The organism is Mucilaginibacter sp., from assembly GCF_041088075.1.
In the GTDB taxonomy this organism is placed as follows: Bacteria; Bacteroidota; Bacteroidia; order Sphingobacteriales; family Sphingobacteriaceae; genus Mucilaginibacter_A.
This window is the reverse complement of the sequence record NZ_JBGCVY010000013.1, coordinates 23,280-39,275: the sequence shown is the minus strand read 5'-3', so window position 1 is coordinate 39,275 and position 15,996 is coordinate 23,280. Positions and strand designations below refer to the sequence as shown.

Annotated in this window: 18 protein-coding genes and 1 pseudogene; 12 read left to right on the top strand and 7 right to left on the bottom strand. The window is 42.0% G+C overall.

All coding sequences use genetic code 11. The features are described 5' to 3' along the window. The coding region (locus V5804_RS01895; protein ID WP_369589684.1) for a Pls/PosA family non-ribosomal peptide synthetase at nt 1–3,798 on the bottom strand (3,798 nt) is incomplete at its 3' end. A 335-nt stretch (nt 3,799–4,133) separates the two neighbouring features. Here V5804_RS01895 and V5804_RS01890 point away from each other — a divergent pair. Next, on the top strand, nt 4,134–5,225 hold the full coding sequence (locus V5804_RS01890) for a glycosyltransferase family 2 protein (RefSeq protein WP_369589683.1): 1,092 nt from the start codon (nt 4,134–4,136) through the stop codon (nt 5,223–5,225). 176 nt (nt 5,226–5,401) lie between these two features. Here the strand turns inward: V5804_RS01890 and V5804_RS01885 are convergent, their stop codons facing one another. The 3 genes from V5804_RS01885 to V5804_RS01875 are packed head-to-tail and all read right to left on the bottom strand — an operon-like array spanning nt 5,402 to nt 7,508. Then, nucleotides 5,402–6,757, bottom strand: a complete 1,356-nt coding sequence (locus V5804_RS01885) for a bifunctional PIG-L family deacetylase/class I SAM-dependent methyltransferase (RefSeq protein ID WP_369589682.1) — start codon at nt 6,755–6,757, stop codon at nt 5,402–5,404. 50 nt (nt 6,758–6,807) lie between these two features. Beyond that, nucleotides 6,808–7,194 carry a hypothetical protein gene (locus V5804_RS01880; RefSeq protein WP_369589681.1) on the bottom strand — a complete coding sequence of 129 codons (387 nt, stop codon included), beginning with the start codon at nt 7,192–7,194 and terminating at the stop codon, nt 6,808–6,810. Continuing rightward, nucleotides 7,194–7,508, bottom strand: a complete 315-nt coding sequence (locus V5804_RS01875; RefSeq protein WP_369589680.1) for a hypothetical protein — start codon at nt 7,506–7,508, stop codon at nt 7,194–7,196. The genes V5804_RS01880 and V5804_RS01875 overlap by 1 nt, the downstream gene beginning before the upstream one ends. A 38-nt stretch (nt 7,509–7,546) precedes the next feature. Between V5804_RS01875 and V5804_RS01870 the strand changes: the two genes are divergently transcribed. The 9 genes and pseudogenes from V5804_RS01870 (at nt 7,547) to V5804_RS01830 (ending at nt 12,673) form a co-directional block, all read left to right on the top strand. Next, the gene (locus tag V5804_RS01870; protein WP_369589679.1) at nt 7,547–8,884 is read left to right on the top strand and encodes an MFS transporter; all 1,338 of its coding nucleotides are present in this window, start codon (nt 7,547–7,549) and stop codon (nt 8,882–8,884) included. Next, nucleotides 8,885–9,613 carry a (Fe-S)-binding protein gene (locus V5804_RS01865; protein WP_369589678.1) on the top strand — a complete coding sequence of 243 codons (729 nt, stop codon included), beginning with the start codon at nt 8,885–8,887 and terminating at the stop codon, nt 9,611–9,613. A 74-nt stretch (nt 9,614–9,687) separates the two neighbouring features. After that, nucleotides 9,688–9,942: a hypothetical protein gene (locus V5804_RS01860; protein WP_369589677.1), complete on the top strand. Its 255-nt coding sequence runs from the start codon at nt 9,688–9,690 to the stop codon at nt 9,940–9,942. Beyond that, a complete protein-coding gene (locus V5804_RS01855; protein ID WP_369589676.1) occupies nt 9,921–10,202 on the top strand; it encodes a Txe/YoeB family addiction module toxin in 282 nt (93 codons plus the stop codon). The genes V5804_RS01860 and V5804_RS01855 overlap by 22 nt, the downstream gene beginning before the upstream one ends. A gap of 200 nt (nt 10,203–10,402) precedes the next feature. Beyond that, a complete protein-coding gene (locus V5804_RS01850) occupies nt 10,403–11,341 on the top strand; it encodes an Rpn family recombination-promoting nuclease/putative transposase (protein ID WP_369589675.1) in 939 nt (312 codons plus the stop codon). A 21-nt stretch (nt 11,342–11,362) separates the two neighbouring features. Next, nucleotides 11,363–11,542: a hypothetical protein gene (locus V5804_RS01845; protein WP_369589674.1), complete on the top strand. Its 180-nt coding sequence runs from the start codon at nt 11,363–11,365 to the stop codon at nt 11,540–11,542. Nucleotides 11,543–11,573: 31 nt separating this feature from the next. Beyond that, a pseudogene (locus V5804_RS01840) lies at nt 11,574–11,666 on the top strand (Fe-S oxidoreductase); the annotation flags it as partial. 123 nt (nt 11,667–11,789) lie between these two features. Beyond that, nucleotides 11,790–12,164 carry a VOC family protein gene (locus tag V5804_RS01835; RefSeq protein ID WP_369589673.1) on the top strand — a complete coding sequence of 125 codons (375 nt, stop codon included), beginning with the start codon at nt 11,790–11,792 and terminating at the stop codon, nt 12,162–12,164. Further along, nucleotides 12,164–12,673, top strand: a complete 510-nt coding sequence (locus tag V5804_RS01830; RefSeq protein WP_369589672.1) for a helix-hairpin-helix domain-containing protein — start codon at nt 12,164–12,166, stop codon at nt 12,671–12,673. The genes V5804_RS01835 and V5804_RS01830 overlap by 1 nt, the downstream gene beginning before the upstream one ends. A gap of 56 nt (nt 12,674–12,729) precedes the next feature. Here V5804_RS01830 and V5804_RS01825 read toward each other — a convergent pair whose 3' ends face one another. Continuing rightward, the gene (locus V5804_RS01825; RefSeq protein WP_369589671.1) at nt 12,730–12,894 is read right to left on the bottom strand and encodes a hypothetical protein; all 165 of its coding nucleotides are present in this window, start codon (nt 12,892–12,894) and stop codon (nt 12,730–12,732) included. A gap of 92 nt (nt 12,895–12,986) precedes the next feature. Between V5804_RS01825 and V5804_RS01820 the strand changes: the two genes are divergently transcribed. Beyond that, nucleotides 12,987–13,208 carry a hypothetical protein gene (locus tag V5804_RS01820; RefSeq protein ID WP_369589670.1) on the top strand — a complete coding sequence of 74 codons (222 nt, stop codon included), beginning with the start codon at nt 12,987–12,989 and terminating at the stop codon, nt 13,206–13,208. Nucleotides 13,209–13,266: 58 nt separating this feature from the next. Here the strand turns inward: V5804_RS01820 and V5804_RS01815 are convergent, their stop codons facing one another. Together V5804_RS01815 and V5804_RS01810 are read right to left on the bottom strand one after the other, a co-directional pair. Further along, nucleotides 13,267–13,746 carry a hypothetical protein gene (locus V5804_RS01815; protein ID WP_369589669.1) on the bottom strand — a complete coding sequence of 160 codons (480 nt, stop codon included), beginning with the start codon at nt 13,744–13,746 and terminating at the stop codon, nt 13,267–13,269. 5 nt (nt 13,747–13,751) lie between these two features. Then, nucleotides 13,752–13,916 carry a hypothetical protein gene (locus V5804_RS01810; RefSeq protein WP_369589668.1) on the bottom strand — a complete coding sequence of 55 codons (165 nt, stop codon included), beginning with the start codon at nt 13,914–13,916 and terminating at the stop codon, nt 13,752–13,754. A gap of 153 nt (nt 13,917–14,069) precedes the next feature. Here V5804_RS01810 and thrS point away from each other — a divergent pair, with 153 nt between their 5' ends. Beyond that, complete coding sequence (thrS, locus tag V5804_RS01805; protein ID WP_369589667.1) at nt 14,070–15,995, top strand: threonine--tRNA ligase; 1,926 nt, start codon at nt 14,070–14,072, stop codon at nt 15,993–15,995. Nucleotide 15,996 lies beyond the last annotated feature (1 nt).

Here is a 15,996-nt window from a genome sequence, read left to right as displayed (position 1 = left end):
GCCTACTTTCATTACGCGGTCTTCAAATAAGTGGGTTTGCGGGCCGCAGTCTTCGTTCAAAGCGGCATCATCACCAATGGAAACCATATCAAACTCGGTAATGTCGGTTGTGTTCATCCAAACGCGTTTGCCCACTTTTACGCCCAAAACGCGCATACAAACGGGCAGCCAGGGCGTGCCGCGCAAATAATCCAGCAGGAAGGGGATTGACAAAGCTTCGTAGGTGGTGGTGATGGCTTCGCTGCGCCATACCTTCCAACTCCACATGGGTTTTTGCTGGGCTTTAAAACGCCCCACAAGAACGTATTTTAATAAAACTGTGGTAAAAAAAGCTGGCAAGCCCATGAAGCCAAGGTAGTACAGCGGGAAAAGCAGGATAATTTTCCACAACGGGTTTTCGGTTACTAAATCGTGGGTGTAAGCAATGAAAAAGATGGAAAAAATAATAATGGCAGTTTCTGGCAAAATAATGCGGATAAACTCGACTGTTGCGCGCGCCATAAACCTCGACCAGTGCGGCCGGGCAGTCAATTCCGCAGAAAAAGGGTTGCTTTCCTGTCGGCGTGGCAAAGCGATGGAAGGCGAGCCAAACCAGTCTTTGGCGCCACTTTGTTCCAGGTCGGTTTTTTCCGGCGGGATGGACAAAACACCAATCAGCATGTTGCTGGGCAGTTTGTAACCTTGCGGGATCAGTGCGCTGTTGCCCACAAAGCTATTGTTTTCGATTTCAGTATAATTCAAAATCAATTGTTGGCCGCGCACGTCGGATTCGCCCAGAGTAACGGCATCGGCCACAAAAGAACCACTGCCAATTTTTAACAAAGGGTGCGTAACGCTGCTGGCCGTAGAAATTTCGGTGTACTTCCCAATTTTCGCGCCCAAAGCACGGAAAAAAGCCGACACATAAACCGTGGCATAAATAGGATGGAGCACGATCAAACTGATGGACATCAACTGATCTGCAAACCATTTACGGAAGTAAAACAGGCTGTACAACGGATATTTGCCGGGCTTGATGTTGCGTTGCAGCAAGCGCGTAAGCACAATGGTTTCGAGCGCGAAAAGCAAAATGTAAACCACAGCCAGCGAAGGCACGAGAACCATATAGGTAAAATCGTAATCGTCGGCGGCGTTGTCTAATTTATTGATCGTAATGATAGCTGGCAACAACGGCAACAAAATGATAAACGGAAATATCAGCAGCGAAAATGAGAACAAAGCTTTGTATTTTGTTAAAGTTTTGCCGGATACATAAAGCGGTTGCGGAAAATCGGCAAGGTTCTTTTTCTCTTTGAACTGCGCCGGGCTGCCACGCCAAACCTCGCCGGTACGGATGGTTTTTCCTTCGGGAAGGTAACTTAAATCCTGTAATTCCGTCCAGGCTTCCATAGCAGCACCACCGGCAATGATAGAACTGGTGCCGATGTAAGCATGGGCGCCCAAAGCAATGGAACGGATCTTCAGCAAACCATCTTCAACCACGGCATTGTTCAAATTGACGTTGGAACTGATGCTGACATCGCTACCAATCGTGATCAAATCTTCGGCACCGATGGTAAAATTGCTTAATTGTGCATCGGGGGCAACTTTTACGCCCAGCATTTTTAAGTAAACCGGGTACAAAGGCGTTCCGTTTAAAAACTGAACGGTAAGCAGGCGTTGGACGGTTTTAACCAGCCACCAGCGGAAATAATAAGTTCCCCAAAGCGGGTAATCGCCTTCTTTCATCTTGCCGATCACCAGCCATTTTGTGCCGATTGAGGTGAGTGAAAAAAGGATCGGAACAAAGCAAAACATCACGAGTGCGGTGAGGATGGCGTAACCCAAATGGCCGGTTTCCTGCTCAATATAATAATAACCTAAGTAAGGCACAAAAATTTGTATGGCAAAAACAGCATAGATAAAACCTAAAGCTAACGTTTGCGCCGCCCAGCACAGGTAATAATTTAATGGTTTTACTTTGTGAAATTTGCGTTCGGGTTTTTTATCAACCGGGGTTTGCTGCTCCCAAACTTCGGCCAGTTTTTGCAATGGCCGGTGCAGGTAAATATCGCGCAAAGAAGCTTTCGGTACGCCGCCTTCGCGCCGCAGACGGGAAACCAAACCGGCAGCAAGCAAGGAATGTCCGCCCAGGTCATCAAAAAAATCCATCGAAAGGTCAATGGTTTTATTGGGAAAGGTTTTGCGCAGCATGTTGAGCAAGCGGTCGGGCAGGGGCGCGTTCAGGTCCAAATTCTCTTCTGCGTCGGAATTGGTGTTTTGCAGTAAAGATTCGGGCGTTGGCAAGGCTTTGCGGTTTACTTTTCCGCTGGGCATGCGCGGCATCTCAACCAGCCGCATAATGGTGGCCGGAACCATGTAGGATGGTAAAACCTTGGCCAGTTCCAAGCGCAGCAGGTTTTCTTCCAGTTCAATGCCGCCTTCGGTAACGATGTAACCTACCAACTGCTCCTGCCCGGCGTTGTCTTTTTTTACGGCAACAGCAGCAGCGGAAACATCCTGCAAACCGGCCAGCTTGGTTTCGATCTCGCCTAATTCAATCCGGTAACCACGCAGTTTGATCTGGTCGTCAAACCTTCCTAAAAACTCAATGCTGCCGTCTTCTTTAATCAAAGCTGCGTCTCCGGTACGGTAAATCCGGTCGCCCGGCATATCTGCAAGCGATGCTGTTTTTAGCACAAACTTTTCGGCAGTCAACTGTGGCAGCTTTACATAACCTTCAGCAACGCCGGGGCCGGAAATAACCAGTTCACCGCGTTCGCCAAATGGCAATGGGTTTAATTTTTCGTCAACAACAGCCAGGTTATAATTGGGCAAAGGATCGCCGATCGTGATCGGATCGCCGGGTTTTAATGGGGCAAAAGTAGCGCTCACGGTTGTTTCCGTCGGGCCGTAACTGTTGTAAAAAATACGGTTCGGCGTTGACCATCGGTTTAAAACCTGAACCGTACAAGCTTCGCCGCCAGCATTTACCAAACGCAATGATGGAATATTGTCTTCCATTACCGCCAGCAAACTGGGCACAGCGTGCAGCACCGTTATTTTTTCGCGGTTCAGCACATCGCTCAACTCGTCAATTGCTTTGGAGGTAGTATTATCGGCAACCCAAAGTGTGGCACCGGCAAAATAACTCACCCAGGTTTCTTCGCACCACATATCAAAAGAAACGGAAAAGCCCTGGTAAACGAGGTCGGTTTCTTGGATTTGGATCACGCTTTGCTCCGACCGTACCAAATGGCAAATTTGCCGATGCCCAATCGGGATGCCTTTTGGTTTGCCCGTACTGCCGGAAGTATATAAAACGTAAGCTAAATTATCGGGCAAAGGGCCTTCGGGAACAATAATGTTTTCATCAGCGGCAGGCATCGAGCGGATATCAAACCTTGGGAAATCCAAGTTCAGCAAATCCTCGCTAATGTATCCGTTTGCTTCTACTTCGGTAAAAATCGTTTCCACGCGTTCGGCCGGGATTTCACGGTCAACCGGAATATAAGCCGCACCGGCTTTAATAATACCGATGATGGCCGCATGCAAACACAGGCCGCGCTTGTACCAAATGCCTACTTTATCGCCCCTTTTAATGCCTCTTTCGGCCAAATCAGCGGCAATGGCATCGCTCCAACGGTCTAATTGCCGGTAGGTAAGTGTTTCATTGCCAAAGATCAATGCTGTTTTTACCCCATATATTTCTGCCGATTGCCGGAACTGATCAACTAAAGTTTCATTGCGGATAAAATCTGGGCGGAAAGCACCTTTCAGGATACTGGTTTTATTATTGAGCAGTGTAGAAGTTGACATACGGTTTGAGACAGGTAATTTTAATTTTGGTTTGTTGCCAGCAATAGAATAAGTTTTTAAACTTAACAAACAAACTTTAACTATCAGGAATTTTAATTTACAGATTAGGCTAAATTTACAACATCAACTTGTTTAATAAATTGTGCCTGTAATAAATTTCATCTTAAACCAACAATTTTATAATATGTTGGTTGTAGGGCAATACTGTTTTTATCACCCCAAAATCAGTAATTACGCTACTAAGTTTAAAAATGGAGATCGATTGTTTAGCCTCTAACCCAAACACTGCAAAATATTCGGGTGTTTTCAACCAAGCCAAAACCCCGGCAAATTCTTTGAAAATCTCTGTTGTTGTCCCGGCAAGAAATGAGGCCCGAAACCTGCGCAAAACATTGGACGCGTTGCGTTTGCAGACCGATACTTGCGGCAAACCTTTAAACCCTTTGCATTACGAAGTTTTGCTTTTGGCCAATAATTGTACTGACCAAACTTTTGAAATCGCAAAAAACTATCAGCAAAAATACCCTGATTTTGCATTGCATATGGCAGAAATCAAACTTCCGACATCCAAAGCAAACATTGGTTTTGTGCGAGGGCTTTTAATGGATGAGGCTTACCGCCGTTTAACTGCTGCCGGAAACAGCAACGGCATTATTGCTTCTACCGATGGCGATACTTTTGTGGATAACTGCTGGGTTTACCATATTTTGCAGGAAATAGAAAAAGGCTGCGATGCGGTTGGCGGCCGGATTTTGACTTACAGCAACCAGAAAAAGGCAAGGCTGTACCATTTGCGCGATGTGGCCTACCGAAGTTTACTGGCGAGGGCAGAAGCCATGCTGGACCCGGAAGAACACGACCCCTGGCCGCGGCATTATCAGTATTTTGGAGCAAGCATGGCTGTTACCTGTCTGGTTTACCACCAGGTTGGCCGTTTGCCGCAAGTGCCTTTTTTGGAAGACAACGCTTTTCACCAGGCTTTGCAACGGATGGACGTCCGCATTCGGAAAACGCCTGCCGTAAAGGCTTATACTTCAACTCGGATGTCGGGCAGGGTTAAGGTTGGGTTTTCGGAACAGTTGCGGCGATGGTCGGGCTATACGCGTTACGGCCACACGCAGGAAGTGGAGCAGGCCGAAGCCTGGATCATCAAGTTTAAAAGCAAACGCGTTTTGCGGCAATGCCGGGAAGAATACCTGAAAAATGGTTTTTATGACCAGGAAGCCTTGAAAAAAGTGGCCGGAGATTTATTGGTAAACCCCAACTGGCTGCACAATGAACTGATAACAAACCAGTATTTCGGACAGTTTTGGGAAAATGTACGCAAGAAAATTGGCCGCGGCAAATGGGGCAAAAAATGGGAACTGGTGCATATTACCGAAGCGATTGTTGCTTTAAGGCAGTTTGTGAACAATGAAATTGCTTAAACTTTTTTTCCGGCTCTCTTTTTTAAATCAATGCTTCTTTTACCACCTAAAAATCATAGCCATATAGTTTTGTAGTTTATCAAATATTTACAACACCAATTTTTACCCGGTAAAAGAAGCATTGCAAATTTCCACAATAAAAAAGCTAAACAATGCACTAAAAAGTTTGAACAACTTTAGTTTTTCTCAAACAAATCCAGCCTGAACTTTTCGTGCCGCTGGTGCAGCACCTGTTTCATATGCTTCTTTTGCTGGCATAAATTCAAGAAGTAATCGTGCACCTCGTCTCCGGTCAATGGGAATTCTGCCACCACAGGCGTCCAATGCACCAGCAACAACTGCCCGCCCGGTTGTAAATGTTCGGTCATCAAACCGGCCAGTTTCTGCAAATCTTCCCAACTTAAAAAATAACCGACCTCCGAAAGCAGGATTAAATCAAACTGTTCTTGTGGAAAATCCTGCGGCACAAACATTTTTTGCAACTGGACGTGCGCATCAGCTTTCAGCCTTTCTTTTGCTTTTTGCAAAGGCACATCTGCCGGTTCTACCGCCAATAGTTTTTTGCATTTTGGCGCCAGCATTTTTGTCAATACACCAATGGAACAGCCAATTTCAAAAGCGTTTTGGTAAATTTCGCGGGGCAAAGCAGCAAGCGTTGCCTGGTATTTGCTCCGTTCGTAAGGGCTGCTTTCAAAATGCCAGGGGTCATCGCCGTGGCTGTAAAATTCATTAAAAAAATCAGCCGATAGAGAATTGGCTTTTTCAGGATGGTCCGAAACAAAAGGTTTACTTTCGATAAAAAGTTCCTCGCCATCATCAAAATGGGCCAAAATTTCGGGTGAAAGGATAAAGCCTTCCGGGTCGTCGTCAATCAACCGTGTGGTTTGAGAGGCATGCGCTTCAACCGCTTTTTTCTTGATTTCAGCCACCGGTTTGATATTCACCTGAAACCATTTAACTGCTTCATCCTGAGAAATATCTGCTTTTTTTCCTAATTCCCAAATCCAGATTAAATATTGCAGCACGCGTGGTTGTGTTTCAAGTTGAAGTACGGCTTGATTTAGGATTTGCCAGGACGAACGGTGGTCCGCGTGCGGGTCTTTTTCCCAGGTTACCAATATGGTTTTTGGGTTGATGCCTTTTAAAATTTCCAGCATTTGTTGGACGGCGGCATCAAAATCAGGAAAATTTTGATTGGGAACGGCCGTGTCTTTTAACCGCATAAAAGAAGCATTTTCCATTGGAACGTCGAGGATTTGCAAAGCTTTTAACGCTTCCGCTTCGCGCAGTTCGCGTAGTTTTTCTGCCGGAAATTTTTTGGAGTTTGGGTGAGATTTGCTGCCGTCGCTCACAAAAACCACAAAAACCGGAACATCCATTTGCCGCAGCAAGGCAATCGTTCCGCCGCAACCTAATGATTCATCGTCTTCATGCGGCGAGATGACTACGGTTGTGCCAAATTGTTTTAAATCATTGGCTGAAATTTCGGTGGCGTGTTGCTGCCAGTTTTTGCGTTCGGTTTTGGTTACCATGATCGTAATACAGCAACAGTAAAGGCTTTGTTTTTTAAATTGCTGCGGATTTAGGCCGGGCGTTTAATTCGGTCATTGGTCAGCGGTTTGTTCATCACGAAGAAAAAAAACAGTCCGCCCAAAATGTAAAGCAGCACATCCAGCCAGTCGCCGGTGTATTTCTGCGGATCGTACTTCGGCAAAAACCACTCAAAAACCAAGGAAATATAAACCACGATAAAAATAACGTGTCCGGGCTTTAAAACGTAGATGCTTCTTTTACCGGCAAAAATTCGTTGGAACCAAAGCCCGAGGTTGGCCACCACGGGAACGGCCAGCAGATCCGTAAAATACCCGTGTAAAAACAGTATCGGATGGTGGCTGATTTTCGCCAGATAAAAAACCGCCCAAAGCACACAAAAAACTAAAAACCAAGGATTTAAAAGTGTCTTCATCATCAAGCTGAAAGGATACCGATTAACCATAAAAGCGCTGAAATGAAAACCACAAAACCGATTTGTGCATAGTAAAAAGCCGTGCGGATGGGCCGCAATCTTGTTTTGAGTTTTTTGACAAACGGGCTGTCTTCTTCCCGCACAAACAAAAAATCCGCCTCTTTTTTTACCTCGCGTTGTATTTTGGTTTCTACCGATTTGGTAAAATTTTCGACCTCCAGGAACTCGCCACAGTACAAACAGCGGTCGTCAATATGCCCTCGCCATAAAGTCCATTCATGGCAATGCGGGCATTTTATTTCCTGTTTGTTCGTCAATTCCGGTTTTCTTAAATTATACTTACTTTGCGGGAAGTATGGAGATCAAAAATAACAAAAAGGCCATCAAGGCATGGGCCATGTTTGATTGGGCAAATTCTGCTTACAATTTAGTCATCACGTCCACCATTTTCCCGGCCTATTATACGGCAATTACTACAACAAAAGAACATGGCGATAAAGTTTTATTTTTCGGAAAAAGCTTTGTCAACACGGCGCTTTCCAACTACGCGCTGGCGGTTGCTTACCTCATTATTGCTTTTTTAACGCCCATTTTAACTTCCATTGCCGATTACCGCGGGAATAAAAAAACGTACATGCAGTTTTTTACCTGGCTTGGCGCTTTGGCCTGCTGCGGTTTGTATTTTTTTAAGTTGGATACGTTGGAAATCGGCGTGATTTGTTTTGCCATTGCAGCGATTGGTTACTGCGGAGGAGCGGTTTTTTACAATTCGTATTTGCCCGAAATTGCAACAATTGACCAGCAAGATTCGGTAAGTGCGAAAGGTTTTACTTATGGTTATATCGGTAGCGTTTTGCTGCAGATCATTTGTTTTGTATTTGTATTATCGCCAAAAACTTTTGGCATTACCGATGCAACTTTTCCGGCCCGCCTAAGCTTTTTGCTGGTTGGTTTATGGTGGATCGGTTTCGCCCAAATCCCTTTTAAAGTATTGCCGAAAGGAAGTCCGAACTTTAACAAACTGAACCAGCAAAAAGTACACAACGGTTTTGAAGAACTGAAAAACGTTTGGGCGAAAGTGCAAAACATGCCTTTGCTGAAGCGTTTTTTACCGGCCTTTTTCTTTTACTCGATGGGCGTGCAAACCATCATGCTGGTGGCTGCAAACTTTGGCGAAAAGGAGCTGCATTTAGGAACTCCGGCTTTGATTTCTATTATTTTGATTATCCAATTGGTGGCCATCGGCGGTGCAACGCTGATGTCAAAAATGTCGGAAAAATTTGGCAATACACCCGTACTGATGGCCGTGGTTTTATTGTGGATTGGCGTTTGCGTTTTTGCTTATTTTATCACCACCGCTGCCGAATTTTATGGTTTGGCCGTGATTGTTGGTTTGGTGATGGGCGGTATCCAGTCGCTTTCGCGTTCTACGTATTCCAAGTTTCTGCCCGAAAATATTCCGGATACGGCTTCGTTTTTTAGTTTTTACGATGTAACCGAAAAAGTGGCCATTGTGGCCGGTTTGTTTGGTTTTGGTTTTATCGAAGAACTCACCGGAAACATGCGCAATTCGATCCTTTTCCTCACCATTTTGTTCGTCATCGGTTTCGTTTTATTGTTTTCTTTACGATCCGGCGAAAAAAACCTTAACAATAATGCCGAGTTTTACAGCCTCAAAAATCCGGGAAACTAAATGAAAGTTGAACTATTTATTCCTTGTTTTATTGATCAGCTTTATCCGGATACTGCTTTTAGCACCATAAAATTGTTAGAAAAAGTAGGTTGCGAAGTAATTTATAACCCAAACCAAACCTGCTGCGGCCAGCCTGCTTTTAACGCCGGTTTTTGGGACGATGCCAAAGCCATCGGCAACAAATTTCTGGAAGATTTTACCGATCAGCATTTTATTGTTTCGCCTTCCGCTTCATGTACCGGTATGGTCAAAAATTATTACAACGATTTGTTTACCAATACGGCCGTGCACAACAAGTGCCGTTCGATCCAAAACCATATTCACGAGCTTTCCGACTTTCTGATTAATGTGATGGAGCAGGATTATTTTGGTGCCGAACTGGAAGGAAAAGCCGTTTACCACGATAGTTGTTCTGCTTTGCGCGAATGCAAAATCAAAGCAGAACCGCGAAAATTGCTTGAAAAAGTACACGGATTGGAACTGCTGGAACTGCCCGACAGCGATACTTGCTGCGGTTTCGGCGGAACATTTGCCGTAAAGTTTGAGGCAATTTCTACGGCGATGGCGCAGCAAAAAATTGACCAGGCGTTGGCTTTGGAGGCCGATTATATTATTTCTACCGATGCTTCCTGTTTGCTGCATTTGCAGGGTTACATTGACAAAAATAATTTGCCGATAAAAACAGTACACCTGGCTGATGTTTTGGCCAGCGGCTGGGGCAATGTTTGAGGTTGATTTTTAGGCGGTAAAAGAAGTATTGATTCTTTTAAAAATGATATATTAGTAAATTAATTCCATTTGTTATGTTAGTGATCAGTAGCGAAGAATTCTCAAAAAACCAGAAAAAGTATTTTGATCTTTTGGATACAAATGTTCAAATTGTAGTTCAGCGTGATAAAGACAAAGCTTATCTGTTAACGCCGCTTTCAGATATTGATTCATTATCAACCAATCCTGAGTTAATTAAACGGATTTTGCAAGCAGAAGAAAATATCAAAAACGCTGAAATTGTAACTATTGCAGACCCTAAAGATATATGGGCAAGTATATTATCGTAGTCGAAAAAACGGCTCAAAAAGAACTTCAGGCCCTTAAAAAATCAGGCGACAAAGCTTCGATCAAAAGAGTTGAAATTATTTTTGAAGAACTGGCAGAACATCCGCAAACAGGCACTGGCAAACCTGAAAAATTAAAATTCAAATTATCGGGTTATTGGTCAAGGCAAATCAACAAAAAAAACAGGTTAATTTATAGGATTGATGAATTGGTAATCACTGTTTTTGTTGTATCTGCAATTGGGCATTACGGAGATAAGTAGTTTTTATAAACATTGAATTTACAAAACCTTGAATACGCAGAAATCCGCCGATAAAAACAGCACGTCTTGCCAATGTTTTGGATGGTGTTATGGCAATGTTTGAGGCTGATTTTAGGGTGGTAAAAGAAGTATCGGCATCAATTCAGGTATCATCGCCCACCAAAAAATTCAGCTACATTCGGGCCTTTAATTTTTTCAGCATGAACCGTAACGATATCCTTTGGAAAGCTGCCTTAGAAGATTTGTTTGACGACTTTTTGAAATTCTTTTACCCGGATGCTGAACAAATATTTGATCTCGAAAAAGGGTTTGAATACTTGGATAAGGAGTTGGAACAATTGTTCCCGCCGGAAGAAAACCAATATGCCCCGCGCTACGTGGATAAACTGGTTAAAGTATTTACGCAAAACGGGTCGGAAGAATGGATACTGGTACACGTGGAAGTACAGGGCTACACCGATCAGGGTTTCGCCAAAAGGATGTTCCAGTATTATTACCGCATCCTGGACAGGTATGATAAACCAATTACCGCATTTGCTATTTTTGCCGATACCAACAAAAAGTTCCATCCCAAATTTTATGAAAGGGAATACCTCGGGACAAAGGTACACTACAGCTATAACACTTATAAAATCCTGGACCAGGACGATGCGGTACTGGAGGCAAGCAACAACCCTTTTGCCATGGCCGTGCTATCGGCCAAACTGGTGCTTTGCCGAAAGAAACTGGAAGACCAGCAACTATTTGACCTGGCCTACGCTTTGGCCAAACGCCTGCTGATTAAACAAATGCCTAAAGACAAAATACGACAGGTAATGAACTTTTTGCGGTATTACCTGCGTTTTGAAAACCAGGAGATGTTTACTAAATTTGAACAAGAGATCGGTAGTTTAACAGAAAAAAATATAACGATGGGTATCGAAGAATTTTTATTGGACCGGGCCGAAAAGCAAGGTATTGAAAAAGGTATTGAAAAGGGCATTGAAAAAGGTATTGAAAAAGGCATTGAAAAGGGAATCGAAAAAGGCAAACATGAAGAAGCTGTTGCTATCGCCCGCGAACTAAAAAAAGAGGGGTTAGCTATTGGGTTTATTGCGAAAATCACTAAACTTACTGCTAATGAAATTGAAAAGCTTTAAACATCATAAAAGTTAAAAGCGATGGGCATCGAAGAATTTTTATTGAACAGGGCTGAAAAGGAAGGAATCGAAAAGGGCATTGAAAAAGGCAAACATGAAGAAGCTGTTGCTATCGCCCGCGAACTAAAAAAAGAGGGGTTAGCTATTGGGTTTATTGCGAAAATCACTAAACTTCCTGTTTATGAAATTGAAAAGCTCTGAACATCCTACAACGAGTTAATAATTTCATAAATTAAATTTGTAAGGATATATCGACAAGAATAATTTACCGATAAAAACAGTACACCTGGCCGATGTTTTGGCCAGTGGCTGGGGCAATGTTTGAAGTTGGTTTTAGGGTGGTGAAAGAAGTATCTCGTTGTAAATAAGTTTTTATTTTTTTTAGATAAACTTCGATAATAAAACTTGTTATTGAGTTAAAAAGCTACTATTTTTAGCAAAAAAACTTATGGAAGCTGTATCTCCAAATTTGTACGTAAAAGACCTTCAAGAAACTATTTCCTTTTATAAAATACTTGGATTTCAAGTTATAACTGAAGTTCCTGATGACGGTAATCCTGTATTTGCCTTAATGATGAATGGCAGCGTTACTTTTATGTTTCAAACCTTTGCAAGTATTGAAAATATGTTACCCATTGTATCAAGGCAAAGTGGCGGATCATTATTGTTGTATATCAAAGTTAAAAGCATTCGCCAGTTTTATCAAGATATTAAAGATAAGGTAACCATATTGCAAGGCATGGAAACCACATTTTATGGTGCAACGGAATTTTCTATTCAAGATAACAATAACTTCATGCTTACTTTTGCAGAGGATGAATAATGATGAAAAAAATTATTGACTTAGAATTAACGCAAGAGGAGAAACATCTAATTAAGTCCAAAAAAGTTTCACAAAAAGTATTAGCTAATTATGCTATTGATGAAGTGATTACAATATTGGATGCAAGTGCGGAAAGGATCAAAACTTTGAAAGCATTGTTCGAATTTCAAAGTATAGATTCCATAGGTATAAAGTTTGTAAAAGATTTAATGCTGTTAGGTTATTACAACCTTGTTTCGTTGAAAGATAAATCAGGCCCGGAATTATTAAACGCTTATGAAAAGCATATAGGAAAATGGACTGACTCTTGTGTTGAAGATCAATTTTGGTTAGTTGTGCATTATGCAAACTATCCCGACAGCAAAAAGAAATGGTGGGATTTTACTTCAGAACGAAAGGCATTTAGAAGTCAGTTTGGATATCCATCAGACAGACCAGTAAATGCCTGGTATGAAAATGCTAAAGGTGCAGTATTTTTTAAATCTAAGGAATTGCAACAATCAATATAAACATAAATTTTTGTAGTTGTTTTTACCCGTACAAATATCAAAAATATCCATAACTATTATTTAGCGATTAATTGTTTATGAATAATCGTAGCCTTGTTCATCGTTTGCTGGATTTTATACAAGCGCGTTAACATTTCAAAACGTTCTTTGTATGTCAATTTCAAATTTTTTTTCAATTGTTCAATTTTAGCGGCATCCAATCCTTGCTTAATTTCTTCCATACTTTCAAATATAAGCTTAAATCAGCATACTTCTTTTACCGGCATAAATTCTTCCTGCAAAAATTTGAACAAAAAATTCTTAAATTTGAAATATGATTTCAGTAAGCCTTTCCATTAACCAATTAATTGAAGCGATACAGCAATTAAGCGAATCTGAAAAGCAACAAGTACGCGGTGTTTTAGATGGTAAATATCTATTGTTAACAGACGAGCAGAAAGAGGAAATACTTCGTCGTGAAAGTGAATACAAGTCCGGACGGATGAAAACGTATTTTTTGGCAGAAGTAAAATCCTCCTTGAACTTTCTGGATTGATTTTTCAATTACGATAATTTTATTCGCTAAAAGAAGTATCAAATTAAAAAAAGCACCTTCAATTATCTCCTCTAAATTTTTTAATTTCCTCCAGTGCTAATACATCGATTTGATCTTTTGGCCGGTTTACTGTTTTCTTATTTGTAATTAATTGGTTAAGATGTAAAAATGGAACTTTTATTCCATCAATATCGGCAACAGAAGCCATTTCTAAACATTCATCAAAACTATAACCTTCTAAGCCTTTCATATCAATAAGTATATCCAAGATTAAGCTATTGTTTAAACGAAATTCAGTCCAACCAGGAATAAACTGCATGTATTCGATCATCGGATAATCGCCCATATCACAATTTATAAACGCGCTACGTAACTGCTTTCTATTTTCAATGGTGTCTTTTATCCAAATATCCATGTCGCCCGTATAACGTTGGTATCCATGCAAATTAGTAGCAAAACCTCCAACCATAATATATTTAACATCATGGTTTTGCAACGCTTTCCAAAATTTTAATATTTCTTCATCAAAAATATCCACAATAATTATTTACTGATAAACGGTTTATGGATGATCGTAGCCTTGTTCATTGTTTGTTGGATTTTGTACAAACGGGTCAACATCAAAAAACGTTCTTTGTACGTAAGTTTCAGGTTTTGTTTTAATTGTTCAATTTCTGCTGAATCCAATCCTTGCTTAACTTTTTCCATACTTTCAAATATAAACTTAAATCGTCATACTTCTTTTACCGGCATAAATTCTTCCTGCAAAAAATCTCACCTAAAACCTTACTTTTGCCCGAAATCACTTTGTAGGTGATGGATACTGTTTTTACCACATAAAAATTAAAATCATAGTTGTAGATGATTCACTTAACACTGCCGGACGGCTCTGTCCGCGAGTACGACAAAGGCATTACCGCCATGCAAGTCGCCCGTTCAATTTCTGAAGGTTTGGCCCGAAATGTTTTGGCTGCCGAAATTGATGGCCAGGTTTGGGACGCCAGCCGCCCAATTGAAAACGATGCCAAAATCCGTTTGCTGACTTGGAACGATACCGAAGGAAAAGCAACTTTTTGGCATTCTTCCGCGCATTTAATGGCCGAAGCTTTAGAAGCTTTGTACCCAGGCGTGAAATTGGGAATCGGGCCAGCCATCGAAACCGGTTTTTATTACGATGTTGATTTTGGCGACCAGCCTTTTTCTTCGGATGATTTTAAAAAGATCGAAGATAAAATGGCGGAACTGGCCAAAACCAAATCAGAATTTATCCGCAAACCGGTTTCTAAAGCAGATGCGATTGAATACTTTACTGAAAAAGGCGATGAATATAAACTGGATCTGATCAAGGATTTGCCGGACGGTTCGATCACTTTTTATTCGCAGGGAAATTTTATCGATTTGTGCCGCGGGCCGCATATCCCGAATACTTCTTTCATCAAGGCAATTAAGTTGATGAGCGTTGCCGGCGCTTACTGGCGCGGCGATGAAACTCGTAAGCAGTTGACCAGGATTTACGGCGTTACCTATCCAAAGCAAAGCGAGCTGACGGAATATTTACACTTCCTGGAAGAAGCCAAAAAACGCGACCACCGCAAGTTGGGCAAGGAACTGGAACTGTTTGCCTTCTCAGAAAAAGTGGGAATGGGTTTGCCTTTGTGGCTGCCAAAAGGAACAGCTTTGCGTGAGAAATTAGTTAGATTCCTGCAAAAAGCACAGGAAGAAGCTGGTTACGAGCAGGTAATTACACCGCATATCGGACATAAAAGCCTGTATGTAACTTCCGGTCATTACGAAAAATATGGCGCGGATTCTTTTCAGCCGATTAAAACGCCGCAGGAAGGCGAGGAGTTCTTTTTGAAACCGATGAATTGTCCGCACCATTGCGAAATCTATAAAACCAAACCTCGTTCTTACAAAGATCTTCCCGTTCGTTATGCAGAGTTTGGAACAGTTTACCGTTACGAGCAAAGCGGAGAATTGCATGGATTGACCCGTGTTCGTGGTTTTACCCAGGATGATGCGCATTTGTTTTGTCGCCCGGATCAGGTAAAAGAAGAGTTTAAAAAAGTGATTGACATCGTGCTTTATGTTTTTAAAGCTTTAGGGTTTGATGATTATACGGCACAAATTTCCCTTCGTGACCCGGAGAACAAAACCAAATATATCGGAAGTGATGAAAACTGGTTATTAGCCGAAGCTGCGATAATTGAAGCAGCACACGAAAAAGGTTTGCCAACGGTAACGGTTTTTGGCGAAGCTGCTTTTTATGGGCCGAAACTGGATTTTATGGTGAAAGATGCTTTGGGCCGGAAATGGCAGTTGGGAACAATCCAAGTGGATTACAATTTGCCGGAGCGTTTTGAACTGGAATACACCGGAAGCGACAACCAGAAACACCGGCCGGTAATGATCCACCGCGCGCCTTTTGGTTCGCTGGAACGATTTGTGGCTGTTTTGATTGAGCATTGTGCCGGTAATTTCCCGTTATGGTTAACACCGGAGCAATATTCAATCCTACCCATATCGGAAAAATATGAAGAATATGCAAAAAAAATTTCAGATACCTTAAAAAAACACGATATTCGCGGTCTTATTGACTTGCGGGACGAAAAGATCGGTAGAAAAATTCGGGACGCAGAAGTTAAAAAGATACCTTACATGCTTATTGTTGGCGAAAAGGAAGCGGCAGAAGGCACCGTTTCGGTAAGAAAGCATGGCGAAGGGGATTTAGGCAGTATGCCTTTAGAAGATTTTAAATCATTAATAGAAAAAGAAATAACCGTATAAC

What these genes read in the sequence shown, in the direction of transcription:
- V5804_RS01860 (WP_369589677.1), top strand. Translation starts at nt 9,688, where the DNA reads ATGTTAGTGATCAGTAGCGAAGAATTCTCAAAAAACCAGAAAAAGTAT.
- V5804_RS01845 (WP_369589674.1), top strand. Translation starts at nt 11,363, where the DNA reads ATGGGCATCGAAGAATTTTTATTGAACAGGGCTGAAAAGGAAGGAATC.
- V5804_RS01855 (WP_369589676.1), top strand. Translation starts at nt 9,921, where the DNA reads ATGGGCAAGTATATTATCGTAGTCGAAAAAACGGCTCAAAAAGAACTT.
- V5804_RS01825 (WP_369589671.1), bottom strand. Translation starts at nt 12,894, where the DNA reads ATGGAAGAAATTAAGCAAGGATTGGATGCCGCTAAAATTGAACAATTG.
- V5804_RS01885 (WP_369589682.1), bottom strand. Translation starts at nt 6,757, where the DNA reads ATGGTAACCAAAACCGAACGCAAAAACTGGCAGCAACACGCCACCGAA.
- V5804_RS01835 (WP_369589673.1), top strand. Translation starts at nt 11,790, where the DNA reads ATGGAAGCTGTATCTCCAAATTTGTACGTAAAAGACCTTCAAGAAACT.
- V5804_RS01820 (WP_369589670.1), top strand. Translation starts at nt 12,987, where the DNA reads ATGATTTCAGTAAGCCTTTCCATTAACCAATTAATTGAAGCGATACAG.
- V5804_RS01810 (WP_369589668.1), bottom strand. Translation starts at nt 13,916, where the DNA reads ATGGAAAAAGTTAAGCAAGGATTGGATTCAGCAGAAATTGAACAATTA.
- V5804_RS01870 (WP_369589679.1), top strand. Translation starts at nt 7,547, where the DNA reads ATGGAGATCAAAAATAACAAAAAGGCCATCAAGGCATGGGCCATGTTT.
- thrS (WP_369589667.1), top strand. Translation starts at nt 14,070, where the DNA reads ATGATTCACTTAACACTGCCGGACGGCTCTGTCCGCGAGTACGACAAA.
- V5804_RS01880 (WP_369589681.1), bottom strand. Translation starts at nt 7,194, where the DNA reads ATGATGAAGACACTTTTAAATCCTTGGTTTTTAGTTTTTTGTGTGCTT.
- V5804_RS01830 (WP_369589672.1), top strand. Translation starts at nt 12,164, where the DNA reads ATGATGAAAAAAATTATTGACTTAGAATTAACGCAAGAGGAGAAACAT.
- V5804_RS01850 (WP_369589675.1), top strand. Translation starts at nt 10,403, where the DNA reads ATGAACCGTAACGATATCCTTTGGAAAGCTGCCTTAGAAGATTTGTTT.
- V5804_RS01865 (WP_369589678.1), top strand. Translation starts at nt 8,885, where the DNA reads ATGAAAGTTGAACTATTTATTCCTTGTTTTATTGATCAGCTTTATCCG.